15 protein-coding genes and 2 riboswitches are annotated in these 16138 nt (G+C 55.1%); all 15 genes read right to left on the bottom strand.

The window, feature by feature from the left end; genetic code table 11:
* Positions 1 to 161: 161 nt before the first annotated feature.
* The 15 genes from QZX60_RS06125 to QZX60_RS06055 all read right to left on the bottom strand — a co-directional run bounded on the left by QZX60_RS06125 (position 162) and on the right by QZX60_RS06055 (position 16130).
* The gene (locus QZX60_RS06125) at positions 162 to 2456 is read right to left on the bottom strand and encodes a L,D-transpeptidase family protein (protein WP_295362424.1); all 2295 of its coding nucleotides are present in this window, start codon (positions 2454 to 2456) and stop codon (positions 162 to 164) included.
* Positions 2457 to 2481: 25 nt separating this feature from the next.
* A complete protein-coding gene (locus QZX60_RS06120) occupies positions 2482 to 2964 on the bottom strand; it encodes an ACT domain-containing protein (RefSeq protein WP_295362422.1) in 483 nt (160 codons plus the stop codon).
* 11 nt (positions 2965 to 2975) lie between these two features.
* Positions 2976 to 4178, bottom strand: a complete 1203-nt coding sequence (locus QZX60_RS06115) for an aspartate kinase (protein WP_295362421.1) — start codon at positions 4176 to 4178, stop codon at positions 2976 to 2978.
* 135 nt (positions 4179 to 4313) lie between these two features.
* Complete coding sequence (gene dapB, locus QZX60_RS06110; protein ID WP_295362419.1) at positions 4314 to 5081, bottom strand: 4-hydroxy-tetrahydrodipicolinate reductase; 768 nt, start codon at positions 5079 to 5081, stop codon at positions 4314 to 4316.
* Positions 5074 to 5970, bottom strand: a complete 897-nt coding sequence (gene dapA / locus QZX60_RS06105) for a 4-hydroxy-tetrahydrodipicolinate synthase (RefSeq protein ID WP_295362417.1) — start codon at positions 5968 to 5970, stop codon at positions 5074 to 5076. The genes dapB and dapA overlap by 8 nt, the downstream gene beginning before the upstream one ends.
* 33 nt (positions 5971 to 6003) lie before the next feature.
* The gene (locus tag QZX60_RS06100) at positions 6004 to 7023 is read right to left on the bottom strand and encodes an aspartate-semialdehyde dehydrogenase (RefSeq protein WP_295362415.1); all 1020 of its coding nucleotides are present in this window, start codon (positions 7021 to 7023) and stop codon (positions 6004 to 6006) included.
* A gap of 90 nt (positions 7024 to 7113) precedes the next feature.
* Positions 7114 to 7286, bottom strand: a riboswitch (Lysine riboswitch).
* 249 nt (positions 7287 to 7535) lie between these two features.
* Positions 7536 to 7720: riboswitch (cobalamin riboswitch) on the bottom strand.
* A 41-nt stretch (positions 7721 to 7761) separates the two neighbouring features.
* Entirely contained in the window at positions 7762 to 8499 is a 738-nt protein-coding gene (locus tag QZX60_RS06095; RefSeq protein WP_295362414.1) for an NAD-dependent protein deacylase, read from the bottom strand.
* Between the two features lie 109 nt (positions 8500 to 8608).
* The gene (typA, locus tag QZX60_RS06090) at positions 8609 to 10438 is read right to left on the bottom strand and encodes a translational GTPase TypA (RefSeq protein WP_295362412.1); all 1830 of its coding nucleotides are present in this window, start codon (positions 10436 to 10438) and stop codon (positions 8609 to 8611) included.
* A gap of 221 nt (positions 10439 to 10659) precedes the next feature.
* Positions 10660 to 11685, bottom strand: a complete 1026-nt coding sequence (locus tag QZX60_RS06085) for an SPFH domain-containing protein (protein ID WP_295362477.1) — start codon at positions 11683 to 11685, stop codon at positions 10660 to 10662.
* A gap of 92 nt (positions 11686 to 11777) precedes the next feature.
* Positions 11778 to 12170, bottom strand: coding sequence for a 30S ribosomal protein S9 (rpsI, locus tag QZX60_RS06080; RefSeq protein WP_154575574.1), 393 nt, complete (start codon positions 12168 to 12170; stop codon positions 11778 to 11780).
* Positions 12171 to 12189: 19 nt separating this feature from the next.
* Positions 12190 to 12627, bottom strand: coding sequence for a 50S ribosomal protein L13 (gene rplM / locus QZX60_RS06075; RefSeq protein ID WP_295362408.1), 438 nt, complete (start codon positions 12625 to 12627; stop codon positions 12190 to 12192).
* 193 nt (positions 12628 to 12820) lie between these two features.
* Positions 12821 to 13561, bottom strand: a complete 741-nt coding sequence (gene truA / locus QZX60_RS06070; RefSeq protein ID WP_295362407.1) for a tRNA pseudouridine(38-40) synthase TruA — start codon at positions 13559 to 13561, stop codon at positions 12821 to 12823.
* A gap of 4 nt (positions 13562 to 13565) precedes the next feature.
* Positions 13566 to 14390: an energy-coupling factor transporter transmembrane protein EcfT gene (locus QZX60_RS06065; RefSeq protein ID WP_295362405.1), complete on the bottom strand. Its 825-nt coding sequence runs from the start codon at positions 14388 to 14390 to the stop codon at positions 13566 to 13568.
* Complete coding sequence (locus QZX60_RS06060; RefSeq protein WP_295362403.1) at positions 14383 to 15249, bottom strand: energy-coupling factor transporter ATPase; 867 nt, start codon at positions 15247 to 15249, stop codon at positions 14383 to 14385. The genes QZX60_RS06065 and QZX60_RS06060 overlap by 8 nt, the downstream gene beginning before the upstream one ends.
* Complete coding sequence (locus QZX60_RS06055) at positions 15234 to 16130, bottom strand: energy-coupling factor transporter ATPase (RefSeq protein WP_295362401.1); 897 nt, start codon at positions 16128 to 16130, stop codon at positions 15234 to 15236. Before QZX60_RS06055 ends, QZX60_RS06060 begins: the two co-directional genes overlap by 16 nt.
* Positions 16131 to 16138: the final 8 nt, after the last annotated feature.

Below are 16138 nucleotides of genomic sequence, written 5' to 3'. Positions count from 1 at the left end.
AATGGACTCCTCTCCCCAGTCATTTTTACAATATAAACCTATTTTAACGCGGACCGCGGGGTGCGTCAATTCGGTTAATTTAGTTCAAAGAAAGATGAAGCTCAAATAAAAAATCTTCCCTGAAATGATCGGTGTGATGCATTTCAGAGAAGATGAAATCCTTAATAAACGATGACCGGCGTCCCCTGAGAGACGTTGTCCCAGACGAGGGCGACCTGAGCCGGCGGGGTGTTGACACAGCCGTGGGAGCCGTTGCCGCGGTAAATCGTGCCGCCATAGGCGCCGCGCCAATAGGAATCGTGAATCCCCTGACCGCCGTTAAAGGGCATCCAGTAGGAAACCGGTGTCGAATAGCCTTCGCCCTTCAGCGTCGCGTGTCGTTCCTTGTAGGCGATGTAATAGGCGCCCGGCGTCGTGCCGTTGCCCTTGGTGACGTCGCCGGTGACGACCGCCGTGTCGACGACCTTCTTGCCGTCCTTGTACACCCACATGTGCTGATCGTTGATAGAGACTTCGACGTAGGAATCGCCGATGTCGTCGTAGGTGCTGTTGCGGACCTTCCCCTTCTTGGAATATTCCGGGTTGCGGGTAATGACCTTGCCCGCTTCGATTTCCTGGGTCAGATTCTTGGCTTCGGCATCGCGGTCGATGCGCCAGCCGTAATTGCCGCCGTTCACGGTAACGGTGCTGCCGCCGGTGGTCTTGAAGGTGTGCTTGCCGTAATAGGTGTTGGTCTTGTAGGCCAAATCGTAGAGATACTTCTTGAGCTGAGTCTGATCGATGGTGACGTTCATCTTGTCGTCCACGGTCAGCCACGGCCCGAACACGCTCTTGTCGATGACGACCTTGTCGCTGCCGAAGGTGTAGGTGATTTCAGCCTTGATCATTTTGCGCATCTTGGCTGCCGCCTGCTTGACCTTTTTGGAGCTCGACGTGTATTTCGGCTGGACGTAGCAGTCTTCAGCCTTCAGATCGATGGTGCTGTCGCCGACGGCAATCGCGTTGATCAGCAGCTTCTTGAGCTTGGTCTGATCGACGGTGCTGCCGGAAATCTGATCTTCGATCACGATTTTGCCGTCTTTGTAAACGGGCTGGGCGTTGCGCGCCGCTTCAACCTGGCTGCCAGACACCTGGAACAAATTGCGGACCAGGTAATCGATCTTGTCCTTGTCGTAGGAAATCGCGGAGTAGCTCTTGGTTCCCGAGAACAAGTGCGCCGGCCAGGCAAAGCCGTTCTGATTCGACAGGATCTGCTGGACGCGCTTCTTGCCCTGATATTTGAGGCCTAAAGCGGTCGCCGTGATCTTTTCGGTTTCTCCTTTGCGCCCCTTAAGCTCGACGCTATAGGTGTCGGCGCGGTTTTCAACGGAGCTGCTGATGGCTGAGACGGTTTTTCCGGAGGCGGCGAGGCCGTTAATGGCCGTATTCGGGAAGAAATGATAATTGAAATAAACAGCGAAAGCTGCGTAGATAATGGCAATAGCTGCGATAATTCCCCCGATGATTTTAGCCTTCGGTGCGGCTTTCCGCTGACGCGGCTTCGGCTGTTTCTTTTGTTTTTTAGCTTTAGGTTCAGCCTTTTCTTCGGCGTCCGCCTTTGATTCAGCGTCTTCCACGGCTGCGGCTTCAGCGGTTTCGGCTTGGGCTGCCGCTTCGTCTGCTTCTTCTGCTTTGTCTGCTTCAGCTTCTGACGCTTCGGCCGTTTCATCAGCTGGTTTGTCATCGGCTTCGACCGGTTCTGATTCAGAGGCTTCGGCGGTTTCATCGGCTGCTTCAGCTTCTGCTGATTTGGCCGTTTCGTCGACCGGTTCTTCGTCTGATTCGGCTTCAGCTTCAGGCGTTTCGGTCGTTTCGTCAGCCGGTGCTTCAGCTGCTTCAGGGTCTTCAGCTTCGGACTTAGCCGCAAAGACCTCGTCGATTTCGGCCGCGAGCTTGGATTCAGCCGAGGCGCCTTCGTCTTTCGCTTCGTCGCTTTCCGCTTCTTCCAATTCGGAAGCTTCGGTTTCAGCGGCTTCGTTTGCGTCAGCGTCCGCCGCGTCTTCCGATTTTTCTTCGGATGTTTCTTCCGGTTCAGCGGCTGCGTCCGCCGCTTTTGCCGAGGCCTCTACTTCAGCGGCCATCGCGTCAATGGCGTCTGCCGCGGTTTCGACCGTCTTTTTCGGCGCTGCTTCCGGCGTTTCGTCCGCCTTGGACGCTGCGTCCGCTTCGTCGTCTTCGTCTTCGCCTTCGGCGATTTCGAAGCTGCGTTCCCTCAGCCGTTCGTTGACGACTTCTGTCGGGTCCTTTGCTTCGCCCGCGTCATCCGCGGCGGCTTCAGCCGGCGCTTCGGAGGCGACATCATCGTCAGTTGTCACATCGTCCGGCCGGACGTCTTCATCGAAGGCTGATTTCACCTTCGACGAAGCTTTGTCGTCTGTCCTTTCGAACAGACCTTTTTTTTCATTTTCTTGAGACATAGTTTTCCTTATTTCTTAATTTGATTTATTCCAGATCAAATGCCGCCTGAATCGCCGTCACTGCGCGCTTGACGTCGTCATTGCGGACGACGCAGGACATCGCAATTTCCGACGTGGTGATCATCAGAATCTGAATGTCGTTTTCCGCGAAAACCCGCAGGTATTTGGCCGCGACGCCGGACTGGGTGCGCATGCCGATGCCGTGAAGGTTCAGCCGCGTAATGTTTTTGTTTACGGTGATGCCCACTTCGGGGAAATCATCTCCGAGGTTGTTAGCGATGTCCCGAACCTTAGCCAGGTCCCGCTCCGGCACGATGACGGACACGTCGTAGGTGTTGCCAACCGGCGCCGTTCTCGAGATGACGCTGACGTTGACAGACGCCGCGGCCAAATCGTCGAGGAGGCGGGTCATCACGTATTCGCCGAAGGGCACGTTATGCATCGTGATCATTAAGCTTTCGCAGTCGATGGACAGCGAATCTACTGGATGTTCTTCAATATTAATCATTTCGCACCTCTTTACAGTTCAAAGCCATCGGCCACCGCCATGACCACCCGTTCCTTCGCTTCTTTCGGAATCATGCAGGAGATCCGGATGTCGGAGGTCGTCACCATCAAAATCGGGAACTGCTGTTCACAGAGCAGCGCGAAGAATCGGCTCGCGACGCCGCTGTGAAGCTTCATGCCGCTGCCGACGACCGACAGCTTGACGGTATCGTCCCGAATGGTCACTTCCGTGCCTTCGTATTTCGCCTGGAATTCCGGCAGGACGCGGTCGAGCAGATCCCGGTCTTCCGTCGAGAGGGAAAACGAGATGTGCATCTTGTCGTTGACCGGCTTGGTCTGGCTGATCATGTCGACGTTGATGCCCGCTTCGGCCAAATCGGCAAACAGCTGCGCCGCGACGTCCGAACGGTAGGGCACGTCTTTGATCGACACCATCATTTCGTCGTCGTAGACCGCGAGGCCGGTGATGTCCTTGGCTTTCTGATCGATGTTCGACGTGATGAGCGTCCCGGGGACTTTGTTAATGCTGGAGGCGACGAGGATGTCCGCATTGTATTTGCGGCCCAGCTCAATGGCCCGCGGGTTCATGACGCCGGCGCCGAGGCTGGCCATTTCGAGCATTTCGTCGTAACTGACCACGTCGAGCTTCTTTGCTGGCGGGTACAGCCGCGGGTCGACGCCGTAAATCCCGTCGACGTCGGTGTAAATTTCGCAGGGGCAGCCGAGCACGACGGACAGCGCGACCGCCGAGGTATCGGAGCCGCCGCGGCCCAGAGTCGTGATATCGTCGTTTTCGTTGACGCCCTGGAATCCGGCGACGATGACAATTTTGTCTTCGTCCAGCGCTTCGACGATTTTCGTCTTGTCCACGTCCATGATTCTGGCGCGGCCGTGGAGCCCTTCGGTTTTAATGCCGACCTGGGGACCGGTAAAGGAGATGGCCTTGTAGCCCATTTCGTCGAGGGCCATCGACAGCATCGAAATGGAGACCTGTTCTCCGGTGGCCAACAGCATGTCCATTTCCCGCTTTGGCGGTTTGTCGTTGACCGCGTAAGCCATTTCGACAAGGTGGTCAGTGCTCTTTCCCATCGCTGAAACGACGACGACCATCCGGTTGCCCTGTTCCTTCTTCGCGATGATCCGCTTCGCGACATTCTGGATCCGGGCAATCGTCCCCATCGACGTTCCGCCGTATTTTTGAACGATCGTATTCATAAATGATTCCTTATTCCTTTTATAGATTTTCGATTGTTTTTTCTATTTTATAGATAAAGAAGCGGACTGTCAATTAAACAGTTCGCTCCTTTATAATGTAAATGACTTCTGTATATGATCTTTTTTAATGCTGTGTTACTGGGCGTGGATGACGTCACTCATATCGAACAGACCGTTCGGCTGTTTGACCAAGAAACGGGCGGCTTTGAGGGCGCCGTTGCCGAAAATCTTTCTCGAAAGAGCCGTGTGCTTGATTTCGAGCAGCTCGTCGTCGCCGGCGTACAGCGCCAGGTGAACGCCTGAGATGGTGCCGCCGCGAATGGCGGAAATCCCCATTTCGTCTTCGGTGCGCTTGCAGTCGCGGCCGTGGCGGCCGTAGGTGTAGCGCTTCTTCGGCAGACCGGCTTCTTCGAGACCGTCGTTGACGGCGTCGGCTAAAAGCAGCGCCGTGCCGCTTGGGGCGTCGACCTTGCGGTTGTGATGGGCTTCAACCAGTTCGATGTCGTAGTCGGAGAGTACGCCGGAAATTTTCTTTAAGACGTCGGCCATCACATTGATGCCGAGGGACATGTTCGCGGATTTGAAGATCGGGAAGCTTTTGGATTTTTCAGCGATAGCCTTTTCGTCGTCTTCGCTGAGGCCGGTCGTCGCGACGACCAGCGGCAGATGGCGCTTTTCGGCAAAGGCGAGCACCTTCGGGAAAGCTGAAAAATGGGAGAAGTCGATGATGACGTCCGCGTCTTCAGTGCACTGATCGAAATCGCCGTAAATCGGGAAAGCCCCGCTGGTGTCATTGACCTGATCGAGGCCAGCGACGATCGTGAAATCGTCAGCCGCCGCCGCACAGTCAGCGACCACGTGGCCCATGTGTCCGGCAGCGCCGGATAGAATCATCTTAATCATCGAGCAGTCCTCCGTAGGCCTTCATCACTTCGACCATTCTCGCCTGCGCACCTTCGCTCATCGGGACCATCGGCAGACGCATCGCCCCAGTGTCCAGACCCATCAGCTTCATCGCGGCCTTAACCGGAATCGGGTTATTTTCGTAGAACATCGCGCGGTTCAGCGGATTGATCGCGCGGAAGAGCTTCCGGGCTTCGTCCATCCGATCTTCGACACAGGCCATGGCCATGTCGTGGACGGCCTTCGGCGCGATGTTGGCGGTGACCGAAATGACGCCCTTGCCGCCCAATGCGATGATCGGCAGGGTTTGATCGTCGTTGCCGCTGTACACATCAAAATCGTCGTCCTGGGTCAGTTCGATGATCTCCGCGATCTGGCTCAGATCGCCGCTGGCTTCCTTGACCGCCTGAACCGTCGGCAGCTTGGCCAAACGGGCGATGGTCGCCGGCAGGATGTTGGAACCGGTGCGGCTCGGGACGTTGTAGACGATCAGCGGAATGTTCGTGTTGTCCGCGACGGCCTTGATGTGCTGGTAAATCCCTTCCTGAGTGGTTTTATTGTAATAAGGATTGATAACCAGCGCCGCGTCCGCACCGATGGATTCGGCGTACTGGGTCAGCGACACCGCGTAGCTGGTGTCGTTGCTGCCGGTGCCGGCGATAAAGGGCACGCGGCCGTCGATGTATTCGGCAGAAGCCTTGAGCACGCTGCGGTGTTCTTCGTCACTGAGGGTTGCCCCTTCGCCTGTGGTCGCGCAGATTAAAAGCGCGTCAGTGCCTTCTGCGACGTGCCGATCGATGTTCGCCTTCAGGCCGTCGTAATCGACAGAACCATCTTCCTTAAACGGCGTGATCATCGCGACACATGAGCCGGTAAAGATTGTAGACATAGTGTTTCCTCCTAAAAGCTTAAATCGTGCCAATCAGCCCTGATACTGATCGTGGACCAGATCCTGTTCGATCAGGGATTCCGCGATCTGGATCGCGTTGGAAGCGGCGCCCTTTCTGATGTTGTCGCCGACACACCAGAAGTTAAAGCCGTTTTCGATCGAGAAGTCGCGGCGGATGCGGCCGACGTAAACTTCATCGTGGCCTTCCGCTTCGATCGGCATCGGGTAAATGTTGTGTTCAGGATCGTCGCGCAGAATGACGTTCTGGAAGCTGCCCATGCAGTCCTGGAGTTCCTTGACTGAGCCGAAGGGCTTCTTCAGTTCGACGTTGATGCTTTCGCTGTGGCCGTAGAACACCGGCACACGGGCTGTGGTTGCGGTGATGCGGATGTTGTCGTCGTGCAGGATTTTGTGGGTTTCATTGACCATTTTCATTTCTTCTTTGGTATAGCCGTTTTCGAGGAAATCGTCAATGTGCGGCAGGATGTTGAACGCGATCGGGTACGGGAATTTCTTCGGCGGCACGCCTTCGACGCCGTCCTTCAGATCGCGGTAGCCCTGAACCCCAGCGCCGGAAACGGCCTGATAGGTGGAGTAGACGATGCGTTCGATGCCGTATTTGTCGTAGACTGCCTTCAGCGGCAGCATCGCCTGAATCGTCGAGCAGTTCGGATTCGCGATGATGTTGTGATGCCATTTCAGATCTTCCGGATTGACTTCTGGCACGACCAATGGCACGTCTGGATCCATCCGCCAGCAGGACGAGTTGTCGACGACGATGACGCCGCGTTTCGCCGCTTCCGGTGCGAATTTTTTGCTGGTACCGGCGCCGGCTGAAAAAATCGCCAGGTCAATATCCTTGTCAAAGGATTCCGGTGTGGTTTCTTCGACGGTGTAGGTCTTGCCGGCGAATTCGATGGCTTTTCCCGCTGAGCGTGAAGACGCCATCGGATAGAAATGATCCACTGGGAAATTTCTTTCTTCGAGCACGCGGCACATCATCTGGCCAACGAGGCCTGTAGCCCCAACAACAGCAACATTATACTTTTTCACAATGATCCTCCTTCAGATCCTTTTGTCATAAAAAAAGCCAGTATAGAGATACCGGCATCACAAAGGTTCGAAATCAACATTGATTCCCAAACATTTGACAGCGCTCCGCCGACCGGCGACAGTCCTGACGATGTTTTCGGCAGGCCCAGAACCGTTATCAGCAGGGACAGCGGCTCTTCGGCGTTTTTTCCTTTTCCCGCCGTTCCCTTCGCCCTGATGCGATCCCGACGGGTACTGATAAAAGACGCACCTCTATCTTTGTTTTTTTTATATAAAATTTGCTGGTTTTTATTGTATCAAAAAGCGCATGGTTTGAAAAGGGAAAAGTCAAATAAAAAAGCAGCGGTTCACCAGGCCGCTGCTTCAAAGAGATGGTTCCATTCCTTTTGTGTGTAAGCAAATGGAAAGAGGAATGAATTAATGAAGGTTAAATAGAAAGGATCCATTCGTCAAACCGACCTCTTTATGTGTCTGCTTTAACGTTGTTGCGTTCCGATGCCACAAATCGAAGACATCCGAACCAATCACTGTGCCGGTCTTCTGACTTCGCGATATCATCTGCGCTCCCTTCCCACCTTTCGGCAGTGGCTATGAGCGCGCATTTCGCGTTACAGCTGCGATTCACAGTACAGGTTTTCCACCTGTTTCCCTTTACCCACAGGATCTTTTTTATTTAACTAATCTCATTATAGAATAATCTTATTAAAAGGTCAATTCATTTGAGAAAAGGTCTCAAATTTACATATTTTCGACCGCTTCGGCCATGACCTTGGCGATGTCGTCGCGGATGACCAGCTCTGCCCTGGAGTCCGCCGAGGTCGCCGATTTGTTGATTTCAACGAGGTGCTTTCCTCTGAAATAATTGATCAGGCCGGCTGCCGGGTAGACAATCAGCGAGGTGCCGCCGACGATCAGGGTGTCGGCCTTCGAAATGGCGTCCACCGCGCCGTTGATCTGCGCTGGATCCAGGGCTTCTTCGTAAAGCACGACGTCGGGCTTGACGATCGCGCCGCATTTTTCGCATTTCGGCACGCCCAGCTGCGCCATCACCCATTCGTCGTCGTAAAACGCACCGCATTTCGTACAGTAGTTGCGCTTGACCGAGCCGTGGAGTTCAAAGACGATTTCGCTGCCCGCCTTTTGGTGCAGGCCGTCGATATTCTGGGTGACCACAGCCTTGACCTTGCCCATTTTTTCGAGCTTGGCCAGCGCAATATGGCAGCCGTTGGGTTCGGCCTTGGGATAGACCATCTTGTCTCGGTAAAATTTATAGAATTCTTCGGTGTGGTTGACGAAAAAGCTGTGGGACACCATTTCTTCCGGCGTGAAGGTGGCGTTGAGCTTCTGGCTGTAAATGCCGCCCGCCGATCTGAAATCCGGAATGCCGGAAGCCGTCGAAACGCCGGCGCCGCCAAAGAAGACGATGTTGTCGCTTTCCCTCAAAATTTCCGTTAGCTTCGAAATGTCAGATGCCATTGCAATAACCCCCTTTTTATTTTTATTATACGCCTGTTCTGGGGGAAATGCCAACCACAAAAAAACGCCGCCCCAAAAAGGAGCAGCGTCGTGATCGTGCCAAAACGGCTTATTTGTTGCCACCGCCGCGGCGCGCACGTCTTCTGTCCAGTTCAGACAAAATCTTCTTGCGCAGGCGGATGCTCTGCGGTGTGACTTCCACCAATTCGTCGTCTTCGATAAATTCGAGGGCTTCTTCGAGGGAGAAGACCTTCGGATCGATGAGCTTCAGGGCTTCGTCGGAGCCGGACGCACGGGTGTTGGTCAGCTTCTTGTTCTTAATCGGGTTGACGACCATGTCGTCGCTGCGGTTGTTGATCCCGATGATCATGCCTTCGTAGACCTTAGTCCCCGGATCGACGAGCAAGGTCCCGCGGTCACTCAAGTTGAACAGCGAGTAAGCCATGGTTTCGCCGTTGACGCCGGAGACGAGCACGCCGTTCTGACGACCTGGGATGTCGCCCTTGTAGCGTTCGAAGTGGTCGAAGCGGCGGACCAGCGTCCCTTCGCCGTGGGTGTCGTTGATGAATTCGCTCTGATAGCCGAGGAGCCCGCGGGTCGGGACTTCGAAGGTCATATCGGTCCAGCCTTCTTCGGAGCTCATTTCAGTCATCATCCCTTTGCGCTGGTTCAGCTTGGCAATGACGGTCCCGGAGTATTCGTCCGGCACGTTGGCGACGACTTCTTCGATCGGTTCGGTTCTGTGGCCGGATTCGTCGGTTCTGAAAATGACTTCCGGCTTAGAGACGGCCAGTTCGTAGCCTTCACGGCGCATGTTTTCGATCAGAATGGACAGGTGCAGTTCGCCGCGGCCCGAAACCTTGAAGCCTTCGGTGGTGTCCGGCAGGGGTTCGACTTCGAGCCCGACGTTGACTTCCAATTCCTTTTCGAGGCGGGCCTTCAGGTGGCGGGTCGTGATGAATTCCCCTTCCTGGCCGGCAAAGGGCGAGGTGTTGACAAAGAAGTTCATCGACAGCGTCGGCTTTTCGATTTCGATCATTTCCATCGGCTGGACCTGATCCACTTCGCCGATGGTTTCGCCGATGGAGATATCCGGAATCCCGGAGACCACGGCGATGTCGCCGGCCGGCGCGGATTTAACCGGCACTCTGGACAGTCCCTTGTAGACGAAGACCTGGTTGACCTTGACCTTTTCGAAGCTGCCGTCGCGCTTGGCCACTTCCAGCTGGTCCCCTTCGTGGATCGTCCCGGTGGAGACGCGGCCGATACCGAGGCGGCCGATGTAGTCGTCGTAGGCCAGGGATGAAATCTGCATCTGCAGCGGTTCGAGGCTCAGGTCTTCCTGAATGCCGACGTGCTTGATGATCGTGTCGAACAGCGGAGTCAAATCCGTGCTGTCGTCGTCCATTTCGTATTTGGCGATGCCTTCCTTGGCGATCCCGTAAAGAATCGGGAAATCGAGCTGTTCGTCGTTGGCGTGGAGTTCGACGAAGAGGTCGAAAACTTCGTCGACGACTTCTTCGGCGCGCTGATCCTTCTTGTCGATCTTATTGATGAACAGAATCGGGCGCAGTCCCTGTTCGAGGGATTTGTTCAAAACGAAGCGGGTCTGAGGCATCGGCCCTTCGCTCGCGTCGACGAGCAGGATGACGGTATCGACGGTTTTGAGGATACGTTCCACTTCAGACGAGAAATCGGCGTGGCCCGGGGTGTCGACGATGTTGATCTTGATGCCGTCGTGCATGACCGAGCAGTTCTTCGAGTAAATGGTGATCCCACGTTCCCGTTCCAAATCGTTGGAGTCCATCACGCAGTCGACGACCTTCTGGTTGTCGCGGAAGACGTGGCTCTGATTGAGGAAAGCGTCGACCAGCGTGGACTTGCCCGCGTCGACGTGTGCAATCACGGCAATATTAATAATTGGATTTTCTTGTTTCATTCATTTCTCCTGTTAACGAATTGTAGTGCCGATAATGGTCAAAATTTATTTCATTTATTTTCAATCGGCCCGCCGATTTGACGGGTTTTCATTTGTGTGAAAATTTCGCTTACAAGACTATATCACACTTTTCATTTTCTTTCAATTTTTCCTTGATTTTTTACAAAATTGCACTAAAAAAAGCGGAGCTGCCTCCGCTTTTAATTTGAAAATGGCCTTCGTCATTGGCGGCGCCCTTGATTTTCGACGTCCCGATTAATCCGCGCAGACGTCTCAGCCGCTTCCCGGCCGCCACGGCCGGTTTCGCTCGTGACGCACGGATCGGCTGCCGGCGCCTTTTGCATCTTCGGCCTTTTGTCGATCGGCGTGTGATCGCCAACGCCCAAAGCCTCGCCGGCCACACCCAGCGACGCGATCAAATCGCTTAAATCCGTCGGCATGTAAATCTTCGTCGCCCGGCCGTCGGCCATGTCCTTCAAAGCTTCAATGCCTCTAAGCTTCAACACCGCGTCCTGTATGTCCGCCTCGTTGAGCATCTTGATCCCATCGGCCTTCGCCTTGGAAACCAACAGGAGAGAGCGCGCTTCCCCTTCAGCCGTCGCGATTTTCGCGTCCCGCTCTGCTTCGGCGGCGAGAATCTTCGCCTTCTTGTCCCCTTCAGCCCGAGAGACGACCGCTTCCTGATGGGCCTGAGCCTCGAGCACCGTCTGGCGCCGTTCCCGTTCGGCCCGCATCTGCTTGGTCATGACCTCTTCGATTTCTTGGGGCGGCTTGATGTTTTTGATTTCCACCCGGGTCACGCGGATACCCCAAGGATCAGTCGCTTCGTCGAGGACGCCCTGCATTTTTGCGTTGATCACTTCCCGGCTCGTCAGCGTCTGATCCAGCTCCATCTCGCCGATGATGTTGCGCAGCGTGGTGGCCGATAGATTTTCCAGCCCCGCGTGGGGGTTGTTGATGCCGTAGGTGTAAAGCTTCGGGTCGAACACCTTCATGAACACGACGGAGTCGATCTGCATCGTGACATTGTCTTTGGTGATCACCGGCTGCGGCGGAAAATCCAGCACCTGTTCCTTCAGGGAGACCTTGCTGGTAATTTGGTCAATAAACGGCGCCTTCACGTGGAGCCCCGCCTCCCAGATGGTTTTAAATTTGCCGAGCCGTTCGATAATATAGGTCTCGGTTTGCGGTACGACGCGCACGTTGACGAGCACCAGCACCAGAATGACGATGAGCAGAAAGATCATTCCCAACACGATTTTCTCCTTTGTTAAAAAATAATAAAATTAGGGTTAAAAAAAGACTTTGCCGAAAAGCGGCAAAGTCCGATGGATATAAATTAACGTTTTGAGAACTGCGGTGCGCGGCGCGCTTTTTTGAGACCGTATTTCTTACGTTCGACCATTCTGTCGTCACGGGTTAAGAAGCCAGCCTTCTTCAGTTCAGGACGCAGGTTGACGTCTGCTTCGACCAATGCGCGGGCGATGCCGTGGCGGATCGCGCCGGCCTGACCGTTGAAGCCGCCGCCATAAACGTTGACGACAACGTCAAAGCTGTCAGTGGTGTTGGTTAATGCCAACGGCTGACGTGCGATCATTTTCAGTGTTTCCAGTCCGAAATAATCGTCGATGTCGCGACCGTTGATTGTAAATTTACCATCGCCCGGCAACAGACGCACGCGCGCGACGGATACTTTTCTTCTGCCTGTTCCAAAATATTGTACTTTTGCCATGTTCTATACCTCTCTCAGATTACAGTGCCATTTCTTCAGGCTGTTGTGCTGCATGCGGATGATCCGGACCAGCGTAAACGCGAAGTTTCTTCATCACCTGATCGCCGAGCTTGTTGTGCGGCACCATACCACGGACTGCCTTGTAAACGAGCTGAGCCGGTTTTTCTTCCAGGAAGTGACGATAAGCGATTTCCTTCAGTCCGCCTGGATGACCGGAATAGGTCTTGTAAAGCTTCTGATCGAGTTTATTGCCGGTTAATCTGATCTTGTCAGCGTTGACAATAATAACAAAATCACCGCAATCTGCGTTAGGGGTAAAGCACGGTTTGTTCTTCCCTCTCAACACGTTTGCGACTTCTGCAGCCAGACGGCCCAGCACCTTGTCTGTAGCGTCGACCACATACCATTTGCGATCTATATCCTGAGATTTAGCCATTTTTGTGGCGTATGCTTTCATCTCATATCCTCCTTGATTGTAAGTTGTTTTTTTCGATAAAAGTGGGAAATTATCGAAAGCGAAATGACCGGCTGATTGGTTGGCTCAGCCGTTATATCATTTTGTACCTAGGGGCAGAGGTACATGAAAGCCTGACACATATTATATTATATGCCTCTTTTGACTGTCAATTCTTTTTCCCATTTTTGTCAAATTATTTTGTGTAGTAAACGCGGGTCAGCTCCAGGCCCTTCGCTGGGGCCGTCACGCCCGCCGCGTTTCGGTCCTTCGCCGCGATGATGCCCGCCATCGCGTCCGGCGCAAACTTGCCCGAGCCGATGGCGACGAGGGTGCCGGTTAAAATCCGGACCATGTTGTAGAGAAAACCGGTGCCGACGTAGCGGATGATGAGCATCGGCCCGTCCTCGGCAAAGTCGATGCGGTCTACCCGCCTGACCGAGGTCTTGGCCGAGGAGCCCGCCGCCTGAAAGCTCTTAAAATCGTGGGTGCCGACGGCCTCCGCCGCGGCGGCCCGCATCTTGTCCACGTCGAGAGGATAGGACACCTGCCAGCTGAAATCCGCGGTCAAAGGATCGGCGATGGGGCCGCGGTAAATGCGGTAGGTGTAGCATTTGCCCTTCGCGTCGTATCGGCTGTGAAAAGCCACAGGCACCTCGAAGCTCTGCATGACCCGGACGGCCTCCGGCAGGTGGGCGTTGAGGGCGTAGGCGAAGCGCTCCGGCGGAATGCGGGAAGCGGTTTTGAAATTGGCCCGCTGTCCCCGGGCGTGTACGCCGGCGTCGGTGCGCCCGGCGCCGTAAATCGTCACCTTTTCGCCAGTCACCGCCTCGACTGCCTGCTTCAAATCGCCCTCGACGGTCTCAGCGTTTTTCTGAATCTGCCAGCCGGCAAAGGCGTCGCCCCGATAGGCCACGACCAATCCAATGTTTTTCATCGGCTTATCCAAAGGGGAAAGGCCACGGGTATTGGATGAACCGGGAGCCGATCATCGCCGCCGTCATCGCGGCGAGCACGATGTAGGCGATGGCGTCCCGCTTCGCGTAGGCAAGCACGTACATCCGGGTCCGGCCGCTCCCGCCTCGGTAGCAGCGGGCTTCCATCGCCGTCGCCAGCTCGTCAGCCCGTCTGAAGGCCGAGACGAACAGCGGCACGAGAATCGGAATCAATGCCTTGGCCCGGTCGATGATGTTGCCGGTTTCAAAATCAGCGCCGCGCGCCTTCTGGGCCTTCATGATCTTGTCCGTTTCTTCCATTAATGTCGGAATGAAGCGCAGCGCGATGGACATCATCATCGCCAGATCGTGGGCTACACGCTTGAGCCCCGGAATCACCGACATGCCGGCTTCCATCCCGTCAGTCAGATCCATCGGTGAGGTCGCCAGCGTCATGATCGACGTCCCCGCCACGAGCAGCGTCAGCCTAAGGGCCATGAAGATCGAAAGTTTTAAGCCTTCCCGGGTGATGTGCAGCGCCTTCCACTGCCAGAGCACCTGCCCCGGCGTCATGAACATGTTGAGGATAAAGGTCAGCACGATGATAAAGATCAGCGGCTTCAGGCCTCTGGCGATATAGACGAAGGGGATTTTCGACAGCGCGATCACCAGCGCCAGAATCCCAATCGCGATCAAATAGCCGACCGGATTGTTCACGACGAAAAGCAGCACGATGTACACGAGGGTAAAATTGATCTTCGTCCGTGGGTCGAGCTGGTGAATCACCGAGCCGGTCGGATAATATTGGCCGAGGGTAATATCCTTAAACATCGCGTTCACCTCCAAACACCCGTTCGATCTCCGCCTTGGCGGCTTCAACCGTGAAAATATCGTCGTCGATTTCCGGGTACCGTTTCTTCAGCGCCCGCATCAGGTACTTGACTTCTGGCACCGCCAAGCCCATTTTTTCGAGCTCATCCACGTGGCGGAAAACCACGGTCGGCGTGTCGTAGTACACGGCCTTCCCTTTGTACATGACGAGGATGCGGTCGGCGTAGCGCCCGACGTCTTCCATGCTGTGGGAGACCAGAATGACCGTATTGCCCGTCGCTTTGTGGAGCTTTTCAATCTGGCCGAGGATGGTGTCCCGCCCGTGGGGGTCGAGGCCCGCCGTCGGCTCGTCGAGAATCAACACCTTGGGTTTCATCGCCAGCACCCCGGCGATGGCCACCCGGCGCATCTGTCCGCCGGAGAGCTCAAAGGGCGAGACGTCCTTCATTTTTTCGTAGTCCAGGCCGACCATTTCGATGGCCCATTTCACCCGCTCCTGAATTTCTTCCTCTGAAAGCTTCAGATTCTTCGGGCCAAAGGCCACGTCCTTGGCGACTGTTTCCTCGAAAAGCTGGTGTTCCGGGTACTGGAAGACCAGCCCCACCGAAAACCGGGTTTTGACCAAATCTTCTTTTGACTGATTGAAAATATCGACGCCGTTTAAATAAACCGTGCCGGAAGTCGGCTCGATCAGCCCGTTTAAATGCTGAATCAGCGTGGATTTGCCGGAGCCGGTGTGGCCGATCAGCGCGATGAAGTGGCCGTTTTCCAGCTCGACGTTCACGTCGTCGAGGGCCTTGAACTCGAAGGGCGAGTTCTGCGCGTACACGTGATCCAAGTGTTCTATTTTAAGTGACATAACGCCTCCACCATTTCCGGAATTTCGAGGACATCCTTCGGGATGTCGTAGCCGTCCTGATTCAAAAGGTAGGCCAGCTCGGTCATCTGCGGCACGTCGAGGCCGATTTCTTTTAACATCGCCACCTGGGAGAAGATTTCCCGGGGCGTGCCTGTCGCGACAACCCGGCCGCCGTCCATCACGACGATTCGGTCCGCGCCGACGAGCTCGGTCATGTAGTGGGTGATGTGCAGCACCGTCATCCCGTGCTCGCGGTTCAAATTGGTGATGGTCTTCATGACCTCAGCCCGGCCATTGGGGTCGAGCATCGCGGTCGGCTCGTCGAAAATGATGCAGTCCGGCTGCATCGCGAGGATGCCGGCGATGGCGATCCGCTGCTTCTGGCCGCCAGAGAGCTGGTGCGGTCTGGCCTTGCGGTAGTCGGACATCCCGACGATGTCGAGGACCTCTGTCACTTTTTCCTTAATCTGTTCTGAGGGCACGCCGAGGTTTTCCATGCCGAAGGCCACGTCGGTTTCCACCACCGAGGACACCAGCTGGTTGTCCGGGTTCTGAAAGACCATGCCGGCCGTTTTCCGGATCTGCCAGATCTTTTCCGGATCCTTCGTGTTCATCCCTTCGATCCAGGCGTCGCCCGAATCCGGTGAAAGGATCCCGTTCAGGATTTTCGACAGCGTCGACTTGCCCGAGCCGTTATGCCCGATGATGCCGACAAACTCGCCGCGCGCCACCGTTAAATTGACATCGCTCAGTGCCTGCTTAGGCTGGTCACTGTCTTCCACCGGATAGGCGTAGCTGAGATTTTCAACCCGGATAATCGGCTGGCTCTGTGCGTCCTGGCCGTTCTGACCGTGTGTTACAAATGCAGTTTGCTCATTCATATCCTTAT

The sequence above is a fragment of the uncultured Pseudoramibacter sp. genome (assembly GCF_903789625.1).
GTDB lineage: Bacteria > Bacillota > Clostridia > Eubacteriales > Eubacteriaceae > Pseudoramibacter > Pseudoramibacter fermentans.
This window is presented reverse-complemented; position numbering and strand designations above follow the sequence as displayed.

Bases quoted from the DNA above. Each gene is read 5' to 3' on its own strand.
- QZX60_RS06125 (WP_295362424.1), bottom strand. From the start codon at position 2,456: ATGTCTCAAGAAAATGAAAAAAAAGGTCTGTTCGAAAGGACAGACGAC.
- QZX60_RS06120 (WP_295362422.1), bottom strand. From the start codon at position 2,964: ATGATTAATATTGAAGAACATCCAGTAGATTCGCTGTCCATCGACTGC.
- QZX60_RS06115 (WP_295362421.1), bottom strand. From the start codon at position 4,178: ATGAATACGATCGTTCAAAAATACGGCGGAACGTCGATGGGGACGATT.
- dapB (WP_295362419.1), bottom strand. From the start codon at position 5,081: ATGATTAAGATGATTCTATCCGGCGCTGCCGGACACATGGGCCACGTG.
- dapA (WP_295362417.1), bottom strand. From the start codon at position 5,970: ATGTCTACAATCTTTACCGGCTCATGTGTCGCGATGATCACGCCGTTT.
- QZX60_RS06095 (WP_295362414.1), bottom strand. From the start codon at position 8,499: ATGGCATCTGACATTTCGAAGCTAACGGAAATTTTGAGGGAAAGCGAC.
- typA (WP_295362412.1), bottom strand. From the start codon at position 10,438: ATGAAACAAGAAAATCCAATTATTAATATTGCCGTGATTGCACACGTC.
- QZX60_RS06085 (WP_295362477.1), bottom strand. From the start codon at position 11,685: ATGATCTTTCTGCTCATCGTCATTCTGGTGCTGGTGCTCGTCAACGTG.
- rpsI (WP_154575574.1), bottom strand. From the start codon at position 12,170: ATGGCAAAAGTACAATATTTTGGAACAGGCAGAAGAAAAGTATCCGTC.
- rplM (WP_295362408.1), bottom strand. From the start codon at position 12,627: ATGAAAGCATACGCCACAAAAATGGCTAAATCTCAGGATATAGATCGC.
- truA (WP_295362407.1), bottom strand. From the start codon at position 13,561: ATGAAAAACATTGGATTGGTCGTGGCCTATCGGGGCGACGCCTTTGCC.
- QZX60_RS06065 (WP_295362405.1), bottom strand. From the start codon at position 14,390: ATGTTTAAGGATATTACCCTCGGCCAATATTATCCGACCGGCTCGGTG.
- QZX60_RS06060 (WP_295362403.1), bottom strand. From the start codon at position 15,249: ATGTCACTTAAAATAGAACACTTGGATCACGTGTACGCGCAGAACTCG.
- QZX60_RS06055 (WP_295362401.1), bottom strand. From the start codon at position 16,130: ATGAATGAGCAAACTGCATTTGTAACACACGGTCAGAACGGCCAGGAC.